This window comes from Niallia sp. (assembly GCF_031978665.1).
Taxonomy (GTDB): Bacteria; Bacillota; Bacilli; order Bacillales; family Cytobacillaceae; genus Niallia.
This window is the reverse complement of record NZ_DALZDK010000014.1, coordinates 1-16,677: the sequence shown is the minus strand read 5'-3', so window position 1 is coordinate 16,677 and position 16,677 is coordinate 1. Positions and strand designations below refer to the sequence as shown.

Annotated in this window: 14 protein-coding genes; 11 read left to right on the top strand and 3 right to left on the bottom strand. The window is 35.5% G+C overall.

The features are described 5' to 3' along the window. The first annotated feature begins 186 nt into the window (after nt 1–186). The 7 genes from RTL21_RS09440 to argH all read left to right on the top strand — a co-directional run bounded on the left by RTL21_RS09440 (nt 187) and on the right by argH (nt 9,591). The gene (locus tag RTL21_RS09440; RefSeq protein ID WP_312095616.1) at nt 187–1,176 is read left to right on the top strand and encodes a class I SAM-dependent methyltransferase; all 990 of its coding nucleotides are present in this window, start codon (nt 187–189) and stop codon (nt 1,174–1,176) included. A 274-nt stretch (nt 1,177–1,450) separates the two neighbouring features. Further along, nucleotides 1,451–2,641 carry an acetate kinase gene (locus RTL21_RS09435; RefSeq protein WP_312095614.1) on the top strand — a complete coding sequence of 397 codons (1,191 nt, stop codon included), beginning with the start codon at nt 1,451–1,453 and terminating at the stop codon, nt 2,639–2,641. A gap of 197 nt (nt 2,642–2,838) precedes the next feature. After that, nucleotides 2,839–3,648 (top strand): EcsC family protein, encoded by an 810-nt coding sequence (locus tag RTL21_RS09430; protein ID WP_312095612.1) that lies wholly within the window; start codon nt 2,839–2,841, stop codon nt 3,646–3,648. A 172-nt stretch (nt 3,649–3,820) separates the two neighbouring features. Beyond that, nucleotides 3,821–6,145 (top strand): RNA polymerase recycling motor HelD, encoded by a 2,325-nt coding sequence (helD, locus tag RTL21_RS09425; protein WP_312095611.1) that lies wholly within the window; start codon nt 3,821–3,823, stop codon nt 6,143–6,145. Beyond that, complete coding sequence (locus RTL21_RS09420; RefSeq protein WP_312095609.1) at nt 6,138–6,644, top strand: MogA/MoaB family molybdenum cofactor biosynthesis protein; 507 nt, start codon at nt 6,138–6,140, stop codon at nt 6,642–6,644. Before helD ends, RTL21_RS09420 begins: the two co-directional genes overlap by 8 nt. A gap of 350 nt (nt 6,645–6,994) precedes the next feature. Further along, nucleotides 6,995–8,203 carry an argininosuccinate synthase gene (locus tag RTL21_RS09415; protein WP_312095607.1) on the top strand — a complete coding sequence of 403 codons (1,209 nt, stop codon included), beginning with the start codon at nt 6,995–6,997 and terminating at the stop codon, nt 8,201–8,203. Beyond that, nucleotides 8,200–9,591 carry an argininosuccinate lyase gene (gene argH / locus RTL21_RS09410; protein WP_312095605.1) on the top strand — a complete coding sequence of 464 codons (1,392 nt, stop codon included), beginning with the start codon at nt 8,200–8,202 and terminating at the stop codon, nt 9,589–9,591. The genes RTL21_RS09415 and argH overlap by 4 nt, the downstream gene beginning before the upstream one ends. A 295-nt stretch (nt 9,592–9,886) precedes the next feature. Here argH and RTL21_RS09405 read toward each other — a convergent pair whose 3' ends face one another. Further along, nucleotides 9,887–10,327, bottom strand: a complete 441-nt coding sequence (locus RTL21_RS09405) for a universal stress protein (RefSeq protein ID WP_312095603.1) — start codon at nt 10,325–10,327, stop codon at nt 9,887–9,889. A gap of 109 nt (nt 10,328–10,436) precedes the next feature. Here RTL21_RS09405 and RTL21_RS09400 point away from each other — a divergent pair, with 109 nt between their 5' ends. Beyond that, the gene (locus RTL21_RS09400) at nt 10,437–10,583 is read left to right on the top strand and encodes a hypothetical protein (protein ID WP_312095601.1); all 147 of its coding nucleotides are present in this window, start codon (nt 10,437–10,439) and stop codon (nt 10,581–10,583) included. A gap of 152 nt (nt 10,584–10,735) precedes the next feature. On the opposite strand, the gene RTL21_RS09395 is transcribed toward RTL21_RS09400, so the two are convergent. Then, on the bottom strand, nt 10,736–11,350 hold the full coding sequence (locus RTL21_RS09395) for a cupin domain-containing protein (RefSeq protein ID WP_312095599.1): 615 nt from the start codon (nt 11,348–11,350) through the stop codon (nt 10,736–10,738). A 235-nt stretch (nt 11,351–11,585) separates the two neighbouring features. Beyond that, the gene (locus tag RTL21_RS09390; protein ID WP_312095597.1) at nt 11,586–12,686 is read right to left on the bottom strand and encodes a M24 family metallopeptidase; all 1,101 of its coding nucleotides are present in this window, start codon (nt 12,684–12,686) and stop codon (nt 11,586–11,588) included. Nucleotides 12,687–12,940: 254 nt separating this feature from the next. Between RTL21_RS09390 and RTL21_RS09385 the strand changes: the two genes are divergently transcribed. The 3 genes from RTL21_RS09385 to RTL21_RS09375 all read left to right on the top strand — a co-directional run bounded on the left by RTL21_RS09385 (nt 12,941) and on the right by RTL21_RS09375 (nt 15,919). Next, nucleotides 12,941–13,186, top strand: a complete 246-nt coding sequence (locus tag RTL21_RS09385; RefSeq protein ID WP_312095595.1) for a hypothetical protein — start codon at nt 12,941–12,943, stop codon at nt 13,184–13,186. Between the two features lie 459 nt (nt 13,187–13,645). After that, a complete protein-coding gene (locus tag RTL21_RS09380) occupies nt 13,646–14,965 on the top strand; it encodes a DRTGG domain-containing protein (protein WP_312095710.1) in 1,320 nt (439 codons plus the stop codon). Nucleotides 14,966–14,980: 15 nt separating this feature from the next. Further along, the gene (locus RTL21_RS09375; protein ID WP_312095593.1) at nt 14,981–15,919 is read left to right on the top strand and encodes a DHH family phosphoesterase; all 939 of its coding nucleotides are present in this window, start codon (nt 14,981–14,983) and stop codon (nt 15,917–15,919) included. Nucleotides 15,920–16,677: the final 758 nt, after the last annotated feature.

Genomic DNA, 16,677 nt, shown 5'->3' with positions numbered 1-16,677 from the left:
CTGGTTAAATGATTAATCATATGATAAGCTAGAGTTTGGCCTTCTATATAAAGGACAGGCTCTTTTTATTTGGCTGTGTTTTATTAGATGTGTTTACTAAAATATGCCCTACTCTTGGAAAATTTAGTGATAGGACATTCAATGGAAATACTAATTTTTAGAAATCTACAATAAATAGGTGATAATATGAACATTTCTCCAGTAGAGGAATTATTTACAGTATTTAATGAAACAGCATTAATTATTCAAGAAGAATTGGAATATACGTATTTAGAATCGTTAGCTTTAACAGGAGAGAATATCTTTCAAGAAGCTATCTTACAAGAAGAATTAAGTGAACTAAGTAAAAAAAGGTTGAAAAAATCGTATGAAGCAATCAAGTTGGCTACATACACAAAAGAAGAGATTCGCAAAGCATTTCAACTTGTCATATTAAAAGGGATGAAAGAAAATACACAGCCAAATCATCAAATGACACCTGATTCTATTGGCATTCTTTTCGGCTATTTAGTGCAAAAATTTTGGACGAATGAGGAACTTCGTTTGCTAGATTTAGCAGTTGGTACAGGAAATTTATTAACAACTGTAATGAACCATCAGCAAGGGAAAATTATAGCTGCATATGGTGTGGATATTGATGAGTTACTATTACAGCTAGCGCTGGTAAATGCAAATTTACAAGAACAGCCAATCGAATTCTTTAACCAGGATAGCTTAGAGCATTTATTTATTGATCCAGTAGATGTTGTTGTGAGTGATTTGCCAGTCGGTTATTATCCGAATGACATCCGCTCTAATGAATTTAAAGTGAAATCAGATAATGGGCATACATATGCGCATCATTTATTTATTGAGCAAAGCATGAATTATTTAAAATCAGGTGGCTATGGATTTTTTGTTATTCCCAATAATTTATTCGAATCAGAACAAGCGGATAAGCTACATGAATATATAAAGGAAGATGTTCATATACAAGGCATTTTACAATTACCGGAAACTCTTTTCAAAAATAAACAGTCCGCAAAAAGTATATTGATTCTACAGAAAAAGGGGAATAATATAGTTGCACCAAAACAAGTATTGCTTGCAAAAGTGCCAAGTTTCTCTAATATGCGCGCAATGGAAAAAGTTTTAAGTGAATTGGACACATGGATTCAAGCAAATAAAAAAGGATAAACAGAAAAATTCTGTCTAAACCGATACATTGTTATAAAACAGATTCTTTCTATTATATAGAAGATAATCGCCATAAATATGTCTTTTTTTCGAAAAATAGACGAAAATCTCAAAAAAAATGAATAACTGGGCACAATGTGCTTGAAATGTTTCTAGTAGAATGTTTTAATGAAAAACTGAAAGAAGTAAATCTTGTCTGCTGTATGATCGGATCTGTTCAATGTCAGACAAAGTAAATACAAAGTTGTTATACAAAAGGGGAGTAAATCATTTTATGGCAAAAATTATTGCGATTAATGCTGGTAGTTCTTCACTAAAGTTTCAATTATTCGAAATGCCAAGTGAAGAAGTTATTACAAAAGGTTTAATAGAGCGCATTGGATTAACTGATGCGGTATTCAATATTTCCGTTAACGGTGAAAAAATCAAAGAAGTTACAGAAATTCCAGATCATGATGTAGCGGTTAAAATTCTTTTAGGAAAATTAACAGAGCTAGGCATTATTGCGTCACTAGACGAAATTGAAGGAATTGGACATCGTGTTGTACATGGTGGAGAAGAATTTGCTGATTCTGCTGTAATTACAGATGAAGTTATTGGTAAAATTGACACATTATCTGAGTTAGCACCTTTACACAACCCAGCTAACTTAACTGGTATTCGTGCATTCCAACATGTATTGCCAAATGTGCCAGCTGTAGCAGTATTTGATACAGCGTTCCATCAAACAATGCCTGAAAAATCTTATTTATATAGCCTTCCATATGAATATTATGAGCAATATGGAATTCGCAAATATGGTTTCCATGGAACAAGCCATAAATATGTTTCAGAACGTGCAGCTGAATTATTAGGTCGCCCGCTTGACCAATTACGTTTAATTTCATGTCACCTAGGAAATGGTGCAAGTATTGCTGCAATTGAAGGTGGGAAGTCCATGGATACTTCTATGGGATTCACTCCTCTTGCTGGGGTAACAATGGGAACTCGTTCTGGTAATATTGACCCTGCGTTAATTCCATTCATCATGGAAAAAACAGATCAATCTGCTGACGAAGTGTTACAAGTATTAAATAAAAAGAGTGGTCTTTTAGGAATCTCTGGTTTCTCTAGTGATTTACGTGATATTACAGAGCAAGCGAAAGAAGGAAATGATCGTGCGGAGCTTGCACTAAAAATATTTGCGGATAACATCCATAAATATATTGGATCATACGCTTCTGGCATGAATGGTGTAGATGCAATCATCTTCACAGCTGGTATCGGTGAAAACAGTGAAATCGTTCGTGCTAGAGTCCTTCAAGGTCTTGAATTTATGGGCGTTTACTGGGATCCAACATTAAACAAAATTTCTGGTGAAGAGTCATTCATTAACTACCCTCACTCTCCAGTAAAAGTAATGGTAATCCCAACAAATGAAGAAGTAATGATTGCAAGAGACGTTTGCAGATTAGCTGGAATCTAAGCTTAAACCTTATAAATTTCAGATATGTAACCATTACCTAATAAAAGAGACAATCTTTTTCGTAGTACAATATACGATTAAGATTGTCTTTTTTCTACATAAAAAAAGGAATACCATTTAAAACGACAAATATATTGTCATTCCTTCCCTTCTTTTAGTAAAATAAGGAATGATTCGTTAGGAAACGGGGGGATTAAATGCTTACGAAAGCAGAAGCTTATTATTTGGAAAAAATAGAGCAATGGGAAAATGAATTAAGAAATGAACGATCAAATAAAATCTTCCTACTTTATTCTGATGCCATACGTATTGGTTTATCCCATCTGCCAGATAGGAAAAAACACAAATTATTACGATCCCTTGATAACATCTTATTTCATCTTCATGCCATCTTATTTAATTCCACCTTTCAACGAAATACCGCACAAAAATTAATGCATCATGCAAGAGTATATAATGAATCCATCTTCACATTAATAGATATGAAAAAATTGAATATTGACCAATTGCAAGCAATTGCAGATAAACAAATGGCCCATTATAGAATACTTGCTTCCACACAAGGTGCCTTGGCATCAAAGCATACAGGATTTCTGATGGGAGATTTTTTTTCCATGCTTATTATCAATCTTCGAGCTGTTCAGGTATTAGCTTCGATATATGGGAGACCAGCAGATAGCCCGAATGAAATCATGACTGCGTTAAAGGTTTTCTGTGCTGGATGCTTGCCAAATGAGCAGCGAATAGAAGCGTTGGATGAACTAATGGTTGAATTGGAGACAGAGCAGCAAGGTTTTTTTTACAATGGGAAGGATGATATTGTCCAAGAGAAGATGCTGCATACACTATTAGCAGAGCTAATAAAGCTTTCTTTTCTTCTGTTTTTTAAAGGGAAATCCTCCTATACAGGCACAGTAATTGGAGCAGCAACAAATTATCATTTTACAAGAAATATAACAGAATTTGCTCATCATTATTATCAAAAAAGCTATTTATTAAGTAAATGAGAAGAAAATTTATCTCACACTTAACGGGCAGTAAGCCCCCTACCTTCAATCTAATGAAAATCGAGGAGGCTCCTTCCATAAAGGCCCGATAAGTGCAACGAACCATCAGTGGGGATAAGGAAAAGCCCACACTGATGGAAGTTTTTCTTTATAAATAGGGAAAGGAAAAAAGATGGAAGATTATTCATTAGACGAATTAGAGCAGGAGAAAAGAAGACTAGAATATACGAAAAATTATATGAATGTCGTATTGAAAGAGGCTCAAATAAGTCAAGGAGCATTACAGGAAAACGTAAGAGATGCCATAAGTAATGAAGAAGCGCTTGACAGTAGTTTAAGTTATATCAATTATTTAACAAACAGCAAGTTTTTGCAGCTGGCAACGACGGAGTTAAACATTTTGAAGCGGATTTTAGATGCGCCTTATTTTGCACGGATTGATTATCAAATGAAAGGGAAATCTCAAAAAGATGTTTATTATCTCGGAAAGACATCTCTATTCGAAAAAGATACGCAAAAACCAATAATAGTAGATTGGCGCTCTCCTATTGCAAATGTTTATTATGATGGTCGGCTAGGAGAAGTAGCTTACGAAGTTAATGAAGAAACCATTGAAGGGTATCTATCTTTAAAAAGACAGTTCAAAATCGAAAAAGGAAACTTGCTTCATTATCAAGATATTGATTTAACAACAACAGATGAGTTATTGCAGCAATCACTTGCCGGCAAGGCTGACCAACGACTTACGGAGATTATCTCAACCATTCAGGCAGAACAAAATGAAATTATCCGAGCTGATTTAAACCGGCCGATTATTGTGCAAGGAGCTGCGGGAAGCGGGAAAACCACTATTGCTTTACACCGGATATCTTACTTTATCTACAATTATGCAAGGTATTTTCAACCTGAGCAGCTAATGATTATTGCCCCCAATAATATGTTTATAGGCTACATTGCAGAGGCATTGCCAGACTTAGGCGTAGAGAAGATACGGCAAACGACCTATCTGGACTATGTCCTATTATGCATTGGAAAGAAAATGAAAGTAATCCAATCCAATAAGAAGCTCCTATCATTCATAAACCATGGGAATAAACAGGAAGAAATGGTCAAATGGCTTTCCCGTTATAAAGGTTCTTTAGCTTATAAAAAGGTAATGGATAATTATCTAATCGATATATGTGAGGAGATGAGTCCGAAAGAAGATTTTCGAGTGGAAAAATTCCCTTTATATGGAGCGAAGAAACTTGAACGATTATTTAAGCAGGAATATGACTATCTACCATTGATGAAACGGAAAGAGAAGATAAAGGGAATTTTACAAGCAGATTTGAAACGGAAAAAGAAAATAATTCTAACTAAGCTGGAAGATAAATACGAGGAAGCGTTGGATCGTGCTTTACGAATTAAAGAGGATGAGAAGCGTAAAGAAAGAGTAGTCCACTTTTTGGATACAAAGGAAGAAAGATTAGCTACTGTCAAAAAAGAGGCTTCCACTGCTGTTCGAAAGTATATGAAAACAATGCAAGCGAATGATTTATATGGATACTATGCGCGATTATTTGAGGACAAAGAGCTACTTCGAAAATATACCGAAGATTCATTAACAGAAAAGCAATTGGATTATATGATTGCCTTTCAACAAAGGATATTGAAGCAAAAGAAAGTAGAAATCGAGGATTTAGGCGCATTATTTTATTTGCAATATAAAATTTTTGGCATTGATAAAGAATATCGTGCTAAAAATATTGTGATAGATGAAGTGCAGGATTACAGCGAATTTCAGCTTTATGCATTAAAAGCAGGACTGGAGACAGATATGTTTACCCTTGTTGGGGACTTGGCACAAGGCATTCATTCATATCGAGGCTTGCAAAATTGGCAGAGTTTACGCCAGACGGTTTTTCCACGAGCCAATTATATGACATTACAAAAAAGCTACCGTACTACAATTGAAATTATGTTTTTAGCAAATGGAATCCTGCATTTACTCCATGAAGATTTACCAAAAGTGAAACCAGTTGTCCGTCATGGAGAAAAACCGACTGTCCATTTATATGAACAAAAACAAGCGTTAGTCGATAGAATGATTGAACTGGCGAATGGATTGCAGGAAGAAGGGTTTCATTCAATAGCTATCATCGGCAAAACGGAGGAAGAGTGTAAAGTAATCTTTAAAGAAATGCAAAAGAGAAAAATTCCTAATGTTCAATTCTTACAGGAAAATGAGGACTTAGAAAAAAATTATGTGATTATCGTACCAAGTTATCTTTCGAAGGGATTGGAATTTGATGCAGTCTTTCTCTTTACGCTAAACGAGTCATTTACGCAAGAAGAAATAGATTTAAAGCTATTGTATGTAGCAATGACAAGACCAATGCATCGCCTGCATTTATTTACTCGAGAAAAAGGTGCACTTTTATTAGATAAAGTGGATGAGTCGCATTATACATTAGAAATAGAAAAAGAGGAGTTGAACGGAGAAAAGCATGAATAAACAAAAGCATATTAACCATCACTTTTTACAAGTAGGCTGTAAAATCATAACAGTTAGTGATACAAGAACAATAGAGACGGACAAAAGCGGGAAGTTAATGAATCAACTTTTAGAACAAGATAATCACTCCATATACGAATATGTCATTATTGAAGATGATAGGCAACGAATTCAACAAGAAATAGTTGCGGGCGTTCAATCAGAGAAAATTGATTGTATTCTTATTAACGGAGGGACTGGAATTTCTCCAAGGGATGTGACCATTGAAGCGATTAAACCGCTTCTTACAAAAGAATTGTATGGATTTGGAGAGCTTTTTCGAATGCTAAGCTATACAGAAGACATAGGATCCAGTGCTATTTTATCACGAGCAATTGCTGGCATCATTAATAACACAGTGGTTTTTTCAACTCCAGGATCAACGGGAGCAGTACGACTTGCGATGAAGAAGCTAATTCTACCTGAATTAAGCCATGTAGTAAGTGAATTACATAGATAGTAGATTTTATGATCAACAGCTTCTAAAATGAGAAGATTTGTTGACCATTTTTGTTTAGATAGAGGAGATCATTTACCTTATAAATGAACTATCTTAAATTTGCAAAAAAAGATGTATAAATTAATGCATAAATAGTCAGTGGAATAAAAAAGATTTATGAAATAAATCAACTATTGTATGGGATGTGGCGGAAAAACAAAGAAACTATTTGTGCATAAAAATTTAAAAATATAAATTTTTATAAAAAATCTATTGAAATTAGAACAAAAAGTTGTTAAAGTGTTAAATATAGTTTATGAATAAAAATATAAATAAATGAATATTTATTCGCATATAGGAGGAATTAGGTAATGGCAAATCCAAAAGTAGTATTAGCATATTCTGGTGGATTAGATACATCAGTAGCAATAAAATGGTTACAGGATCAAGGGTATGATGTAGTCGCTTGTTGCTTAGATGTTGGCGAAGGAAAAGATTTGAACTTTATTCAGCAAAAAGCATTATCTGTTGGAGCTGTTCAATCGTATGTAATTGACGGAAAAGAAGAATTTGCTCAGGATTTCGCACTTACTGCTATGCAGGCGCATACGCTTTACGAAGGAAAGTATCCACTAGTTTCCGCATTATCCAGACCTTTAATTTCTAAAAAATTGGTAGAAGTTGCAGAAAAGGAAAATGCAGTTGCTGTCGCACATGGATGTACGGGAAAAGGAAATGACCAAGTGCGTTTTGAAGTATCTATTCAAGCATTAAATCCGAATTTAAAAGTGTTGGCACCTGTTCGTGAATGGGGCTGGTCTCGTGAAGAAGAAATTGCCTATGCAAAAGAAAAAAATATTCCGATACCTGTGAACTTAGATAGTCCATTTTCTATTGATCAAAACTTATGGGGAAGAAGTAATGAATGTGGTATTTTAGAAGATCCATGGGCTGCTCCACCCGAAGAAGCATATGACTTAACAGTGAGTCTTGAAAATGCACCTGATCAAGCAGATATTATCGAGATTGAATTTAAAGAAGGTGTTCCAGTTAGCATTGACGGTATTTCTTATTCTCTATCTGAATTAATTCTAGAGTTAAATAAACTTGCTGGAAAACATGGAGTTGGTAGAATTGACCATGTGGAAAATAGATTAGTAGGGATTAAATCAAGAGAAGTGTATGAATGTCCAGGTGCTCTAACACTTATTAAAGCACATAAAGAATTAGAAGATATTACACTCGTTAAAGAAGTAGCCCATTTCAAACCGGTTATTGAAAAGAAAATAACAGAAGTTATTTATGAGGGACTTTGGTTCTCTCCAATTACGAAGGCATTACAAGCATTTTTACAGGAAACACAAAAAAATGTAACAGGTACTGTTCGTGTGAAATTATTTAAAGGGCATGCCATTGTGGAAGGCAGAAAATCGCCAAATTCTTTATATGATGAAAAACTTGCTACTTACACATCAGATGATGAGTTTGATCATGCTGCAGCGGTTGGCTTCATTAAGCTATGGGGACTTCCAACAAAAGTACAAAGTATCGTGGAAAACGGCAAGAAGGTGTCTGTGTGAAGAAATTATGGGGAGGCAGATTTACAAAATCTGCCGAGGAATGGGTGGACGAATTTGGTGCGTCCATTTCCTTTGATCAAGAATTAGTTTTAGAAGACATTGAAGGGAGCATTGCCCATGTGGCTATGCTCTCTAAAACAGGAATATTGTCAGCAGAAGATGCTGAGAAAATTAAAAATGGTTTGCTGACCCTAAAAAAACAAGCAGAGGAAGATGAATTAGCGTTTTCTGTGAAACTAGAAGATATTCATCTTAATTTAGAAAGTCAATTAACCGATTTAATTGGTCCAGTAGGTGGGAAGCTTCATACGGGAAGAAGTAGAAATGACCAGGTTGCTACAGATATGCATTTATATTTACGAAGACAGGTGAAGTTAATCATTCAATTACTAAATGAATTGCAAATTGTACTGTTGGAAAAGGCTGAAAGCCATATTGAAACAGTAATGCCTGGATATACGCATCTTCAACGTGCTCAGCCTATTTCTTTTGCACATCATCTTATGGCATATTTTTGGATGTTTGAAAGAGATAAACAAAGATATCAGGAAAATCTAACGAGAATTAATGTATCACCACTTGGTGCAGGTGCATTAGCAGGCACCACTTTTCCTATTGATCGTGCATACAGTGCTGATTTACTTGCATTTGATTCCATTTATGAAAATAGTATGGATGCTGTAAGTGACCGTGATTTTATCCTCGAATTTTTATCGACGAGTTCCATTTTAATGATGCACCTTTCTCGTTTTAGCGAAGAAATTATCCTTTGGTCTTCTCAAGAGTTTAAGTTTATAGATTTAGATGATAGTTTTTCAACTGGAAGTAGCATCATGCCGCAAAAGAAAAATCCAGATATGGCAGAATTAATCAGAGGAAAAACAGGACGGGTTTATGGTAATTTAATGGGCTTATTGACTGTATTGAAAGGATTGCCTCTATCGTATAACAAAGATATGCAGGAAGACAAAGAAGGAATGTTTGATACAGTCAAAACCGTGGTTGGATCATTGCGAATCTTTGCAGGCATGATTCAAACGATGAAGGTTAATGAACAAGGGATGGAACAGGCAACAAAAAATGATTTTTCTAATGCGACGGAATTAGCTGATTATTTATCAGATAAAGGAATGCCGTTTAGAGAGGCGCATGAAGTAGTAGGGAAATTGGTTTTATATTGTGTGAATAAGAATTGCTATTTACAGGATTTAAGTTTAAAAGAACTAAAAGAGGCTAGTAGCTTATTTGAGGATGATATTTATCATGTATTAAATCCAAGAACGGCAGTGGAAAGACGAAATAGTGCAGGTGGGACTGGATTTAAACAAATTGAGCAAGCAATCGAAAAGGCAAAGCTTTGTGTTTTGGAAAAAGAAGAAGTGAAGTAATAATTAATTAAGGTTTTTTCGTGAAAAATTTTGCTTTTTGATCATTATTTTGGATGGAAAAGCAGTGAAATCTATTTTTCTGTTAACTCCATAAAAAAGTATACAATAAAAGAAGAATATTCTATTTGATTGCAAATATGCTTTCAAATAGAATATTCTTCTTTTTAAATAGTAGGAAAGCATTCGTAATTTGATGCTAGCACAAGTAGTTAAGTGAAGCGGCTAACAAATTTCCGACTATCTCATTTGCGTCAGTCAACATCTATTCACTCTCGTTCCCCGTGTTTCCATTATCTCAACTATTTCGAACAATTAGCACATCACATGGTGCATTTCTGGTTATTCCTTCTGAAACACTTCCGATTATAAATCTCTCCACAGCATTTAATCCAGTTGCGCCACATACAATTAAATCTGCTGCATACTTTTTGGCAATATCTCTTGGAACAACTGCTCTTGGAGAACCGAATTCGATTGCTTTCACGACATTTTGAATTCCTGCTGTAGTTGCTTCCAATACATACTTATCTAATAACTCATTGGCAAATTCATCTGATTTTGCCGCAATCGACTGATCATATGCAGCCACTGTTGCAAAGGATCTCGTATCAATAACGTGAGCGATTACAAGCCGAGAGTTGTTTTCTTTCGCTATTAAAATCGCTTTCTTTATTGCTTTGTCTGCTTCTTCTGAACCGTCTACTGCCACAATAATGTTTTGATAGTTAACGTTCATAAGGGTTCACTCCTTTATTTTATCTACTTCTATTATATACCCAATTCATGCATAAGTTTAACTTCTCATTCAGATAATAGATAAGAATTTAAGGAAGGAAGGGATAGAAATGGACAAACAAAATGGAAGTATCCAGAATGATTTTCAGTTTGATGAAAAAGGCAGAGAAGAAGTAACTGCACAAGTGATGGATTCCTATAATGATGGTGCGATTGATGCTTTCTTGGATGATGAAAAGAAACAATTTAGAAAGTAATTACTGAAGGAAAACGGAACAAAAGGGATATTTCTTCTGTTCCGTTTTATTTTTTCGAAAGCAGTTATTTAGCAAAGGCATTAAAATAAGCTTTATTTTACTGGAAGCAATTAGGGATTGCTCCGATTTGGTGAGCGATATAGTCCTATTCGTTAATAATAACGTGGGATATAGTAAGGATGATGATAGGTTGGATATGAAGGGTAGGGGGTAGATGGATAATTTTGTCGTTGATTATTTCTACTAATAGAAGGCCCGAGAATGGTTGTTTGGGCAATTGGCGAGATAGTAGTTTTCCACTTGTTTACATCCATTGAATAAGCATGAGCCATTAAATCAGGAGGGGTGAGTCGAAGTAAATCAGAACCAAAAATTGCTTCAGGAGTAGGTGCATCAAATATTGCTAATAAATGAGTATTATTTGTATTTGCAATTTCATAATGCCACCAGCCTTGAGGTACATTTGCGACTTGACCTGCAGTAATCGTATAGTTTTGAATTTCTTTTGTAAAAGGATTTAACAGCGAAACAGTAGCAGAACCAGAAATACAATAAACGAGTTCAGCTGCGTTTTGGTGTATATGTGGCTCCACAACTATATCTTTACTTAAATAAATATCCAGTAACGACACATTTTCCAACGAATTTAGCTGCTGCTCTCCTAAAACATTAATATAATTGTGATTGTCTCTTTTGAAAAATTGGCTTTTATTTACATCAAAAGTGTATGTTGTTTTTGGATTTGTATAATCTATATATTTAACCATTTTTTACCCTTCTTCCACTTAAAGTCTAGGTAGTTTATGTCGTATTTTTTATTTAGTGCAAGTACATAAAGAGAGAAGTAGATTAGGAGTTTTCCCATATTAGAAGATAAGTAGGAAGACAAAAATTATTTAACATAGTTGTAAATTTATCAAAAGAAATAGAGAAGAAGGTATCGGGGTTAACACCAATACCTTCTTCTCTAAATTTATTTGCATTATGAATAGAAGTTCCCTTTTATGAGATGATTTGAAGCTCTTTAGGGAATTTCGTGAATATCTCTACCCCTTCTTTTGTTACGTAGACATCATCCTCAATACGAACGCCCGCTACATTTGGAACGTAAATTCCAGGCTCGATTGTATACACCATACCTTCTTGCAATAACAATGAATTTGTTTCTGTTAATGATGGGAATTCGTGTACGCTAATACCCAATCCATGACCTAAACGATGTGGGAAAAATTCTCCGTAACCTGAATCTCTAATTGTGTTCCGAGCAGCTAGGTCAACACTTGCGCATGTAACGCCTGCTTTAGATGCTTCGATTGCTGCAAGTTGTGCCTTTAAAACAGTGTCGTAAATATCCTTTTGCTTCTCGTTAATATCTCCAAAAGCAACGGTTCTTGTGATATCTGAGCAGTAACCATCAACAACTACCCCTAAGTCAAATAATACTAAGTCTCCTTTTCTGATTTTCGTCTCTCCAGGAGTACCATGAGGAGAAGCGCCATTAATACCAGTTAGCACCATGGTAGAAAAGGACATTTTACCGATACCTTTTTTCTTTAATTCATATTCAATGCTTGCAAGGATCTCCATTTCTGATTTACCCTCAGCGATTTCATTGCAGCCAACTTCTATAGCAAAGTCAGCCCATTTACAAGCTTCTTTTATTTTTACTAGTTCATCCGCTGTTTTAATCATCCGTAATGTATTAATTTTTGCTTCGGCAGAAACATATGATTTGATATTAGGGAAAGAAGTTTGCAGTGCCTGATATCTTGCTACATTCATATGATCTATTTCAAGAGCGACTTTTATCGTATTATTTGTACGAGCTTGAACCATACTTTGGATGGTATCCCAAGGATTTTCAGTATCGCTATAGCCGATGATATCATAGTTCCAGCCAGCGTTTTTTGCATCGTTTTTTTCCATAGCTGGACAAACTAATATCGGATCTTTTTCCGGAAATACAATCAAAGCTAATAATCTTTCATGTGGATTACTATAAAATCCGCTAAAATAGAAAATATTATCTGTTGATGTTAAAAATGTGAAATCAATTTCTTCTTGCTTCATCCAATTTGCTAGTAACTCTAATTTTTTTTCCAATTTAACTAACCTCCATGTTTCTTAACAAGTATAATGATTCTTTTCTCTTACGCTTTTTCGTAGGACTAGTTGAATACATTTCTTATTTCTTATCTTATAAGATTAACAACTTAAATCAAGCATGTAAATATTTAGCTTTCCTAAATTATTTAAATTTAAAAATAGGATAATCGGTTGCAAAATAATTAGCTGATTTTTAAATACTTTTTTTAGCCTTGTCCGCATAGTATGGAATCAAGGAGGTTTTAACGATTATGAATAAGAATAGATATTTATTATGTATCTTATTATGTGGAGTGCTTTTATACTATGGAGTGCCAAGGCTATCTCCATTTAGTGACGGACCTGAAGGGATATTTTCAATTGCTTGGGTAGTCTTTGCGCTGATGGTGGTAGCAGGAAATTTAACTGCATTACTGTATACTCCTAAGAAAACAAAAGCAACGAAAAGATCCTATAATAAAGTGCAGAAAAAGAAGAAAATATATAATTATCAATAAGATAACAAAAGCTAGTATGGATATGTTCATACTAGCTTTTATTTGTAGAGAAGGATTAGAAGGCATATGTTTATGAAAGTGAACATATTTTAAGGGGGTTCTTTCCAAAGAGTAATAATTTAAATGAGAATAGACGAATGTTTTATGACGATTAACAGAGAAGTCATTGAATACCCCAGTAGTTCACTCTATAATAAAGATATGTAAGCTTTTTTCGATGTGCTGCTCATTATAGAGAAGAATTTTTTGAAAATAGTCTTTGATATAAGAAAAAATAGTTCTTAGTAGCTATTGAATAGATAAATGTATGAAATGTAGATAAATAGAAAGAAATAGGGATTAAAATGTCTAGTGCAAGCACTTTTCGCTTAAAGCAAACTTTAGGACGCTAATAACAACTTTGGCAGGCTATGTTTGTCTGCGATGAGCAATGTGCTTTTCTTAAAAGAGGGTGGTAATTTGGCTACAAAACATGAGCAAATATTAAATTATATTGATGAACTACAGGTGGGAGAGAAAATCTCTGTCCGACAAATTGCAAAAGCATTGAATGTAAGTGAAGGCACTGCCTATAGAGCGATTAAGGAAGCAGAAAATAAAGGGTATGTAAGTACCATTGAAAGAGTAGGTACGATTAGAATTGAACGGAAAAAGAAAGAGAACATTGAGAAATTAACATACGCTGAAGTAGTTAATATTGTGGATGGACAAGTTCTAGGTGGAAGAGCTGGTTTACATAAAACATTGAATCGTTTTGTTATTGGTGCAATGAAGTTAGATGCGATGATGCGTTATACGGGTGCTGGAAATCTTTTGATTATTGGGAATCGCGTACGAGCACATGAACATGTTTTAAAAGCAGGTGCAGCGGTTTTAATAACTGGTGGATTTGATACAGAAGATCATGTGAAACGATTAGCAGATGAATTGCAACTTCCTATTATTTCAACAAGCTATGATACATTTACTGTTGCAACGATGATAAATCGGGCAATCTATGATCAACTAATAAAAAAAGAGATTGTGTTAGTGGAAGATATTTTAACACCACTTAAAGACACAATCTATTTAAAGACAACAGATAACGTTGCTTTATGGCATCAATATAATAAAGACACTTTACATGGTCGTTTTCCAGTAGTAGATCAAAGCTTAAAGGTACAAGGAATGATTACTTCCAAGGATATTATCGGAAAACCAATGGAAATGACTATAGACAAAGTCATGACGAAACATCCAATGACTGTTAGCGGAAAAACGAGTGTTGCTTCTTGTTCTCATATGATGGTATGGGAAGGGATTGAAGTCTTGCCTGTTGTAGATGAAGCTAATAAGTTAGAAGGAATCATTAGTAGACAAGATGTATTAAAAGCGCTACAAATGAACCAAAGGCAGCCACAAATTGGGGAAACCATTGATGATATAGTAACGAAGCATGTATTGTTGACAAAAGGAAAAAACAAGGGAGAAACTACCTTTTCCTGTGAAGTAACCCCGCAAATGACCAATCATTTAGGCACGATATCATATGGAGTATTTACAACGATTGTATCGGAAGCTGCAAACAGAATACTAAGAGGCTTTAAAAAAGGCGATTTAGTTGTAGAAAATATGACAATCTATTTTATAAAGCCTGTACAAATGGATAGTGTCATTGAAATTGCCCCTAAAATTTTGGAGGTAGGACGAAAATTTGGGAAGGTAGACGTTGAAGTATTTAATCAGGGTGTACTGGTAGGGAAAGCGATGATGATGTGTCAATTAATTGACCGTCATTAAGGAAGGGAGAAATAAATGAAACAACAAATACTAGATGCAATTAAAGCATTTGATACGATTATTATTCATAGACATGTCCGTCCAGATCCAGATGCATATGGATCACAAGGAGGGTTAGCTGAAATGATTAAAGCTTCTTTCCCAGATAAAACGGTTTATACAGTAGGGAAAGAAGAAGACTCCTTGCTTTTTTTACGAAGACTAGATGTGATTGATGACAGTACATATAAAGAGGCGTTAGTAATTGTATGTGATACAGCCAATCAAGAAAGAGTTTGTGATCAGCGCTATCTAACAGGTAAAATGCTCATTAAGATTGATCATCACCCAAATGATGATGCATATGGCGATATCGTGTGGGTGGAGACTACTGCTAGTTCTACTAGTGAATTGATTTATGAGCTTTATTTGTTTGGAAAAGACCAAGGATTAAAGATGAGCGATGAAGCAGCAAGGCTGTTATATGCTGGAATTGTTGGAGATACCGGGAGATTTTTATACCCAAGTACATCGGAAAAAACATTCCATTATGCGGGTGAATTAATTAAATATTCATTTTCGCGCACAGAAATGTATGACCAAATGTATGAGCTAGATCCTCATATTGTAAAGTTAAGTGGGTTTGTGCTCCAGAATTTTGACGTTCATGCAAATGGTGTGGCAAGCATGAAGCTCAACAGGGAAATTCTAGAAAGATTTCAAGCAACACCTGCACAAGCCTCATTACTTGTTAGCAGTCTTGGAACTGTGAAAGGTTTAAAAGCATGGGTCTTTTTTATAGAGGAAGCAGATCAAATTCGAGTAAGGTTGCGTTCAAAAGGGCCAGTCATTAACGGAATTGCCAAGAAATATAATGGCGGAGGTCATCCATTAGCCTCTGGTGCAACGATCTATCATTGGGATGAAGTAAGTGCAGTAGTGAAAGATTTAGAAGAAGTTTGTAAAAAGAACTAAAGAAAAGGTGCTGCCTAATCCATGCTGGTCAGCACCTTTTTTAACAGTTAAGAAAGGATAGGTTTTTGAAGTCGATGTAGAGTCTAGCTCTGGGCACCCAGGGGCTGATGGGCTTCCCGATCTTTCCTTACGATAAGTCAACATCAGTTCACTAATGTTCACTGTGTTTCCTATATCTCAGGAAATGTCGCTCCAGCCCACACGCCCCTAACCGGGTGGCCTCCGCTTTTCTAATTGTCTAGCTGCAAGCGCCTATCGGTTAGCAAACTTCCGAGTGTCTCCCTACGATAAGTCAACATCGGCTCACTAGCGTTCCCCGTGTTTCCTTTATCTCAGTCGATACTCTCCAGTTTGTACACCGATGAACAGGCGCTTCCGCTTTTCTAATTGTCTAGCTGCAGCGCCTATCGGTTAGCAAACTTCCGAGTGTCTCCCTACGATAAGTCAACATCGGCTCACTAGCGTTCCCCGTGTTTCCTTTATCTCAGTCGATACTCTCCAGTTTGTACACCGATGAACAGGCGCTTCCGCTTTTCTAATTGTCTAGCTGCAGCGCCTATCGGTTAGCAAACTTCCGAGTGTCTCCCTACGATAAGTCAACATCGGCTCACTAGCGTTCCCCGTGTTTCCTTTATCTCAGTCGATACTCTCCAGTTTGTACACCGATGAACAGGCGCTTCCGCTTTTCTAATTGTCTAGCTGCAGCGCCTATCGGTTAGCAAACTTCCGAGTGTCTCCCTACGATAAGTCAACATCGG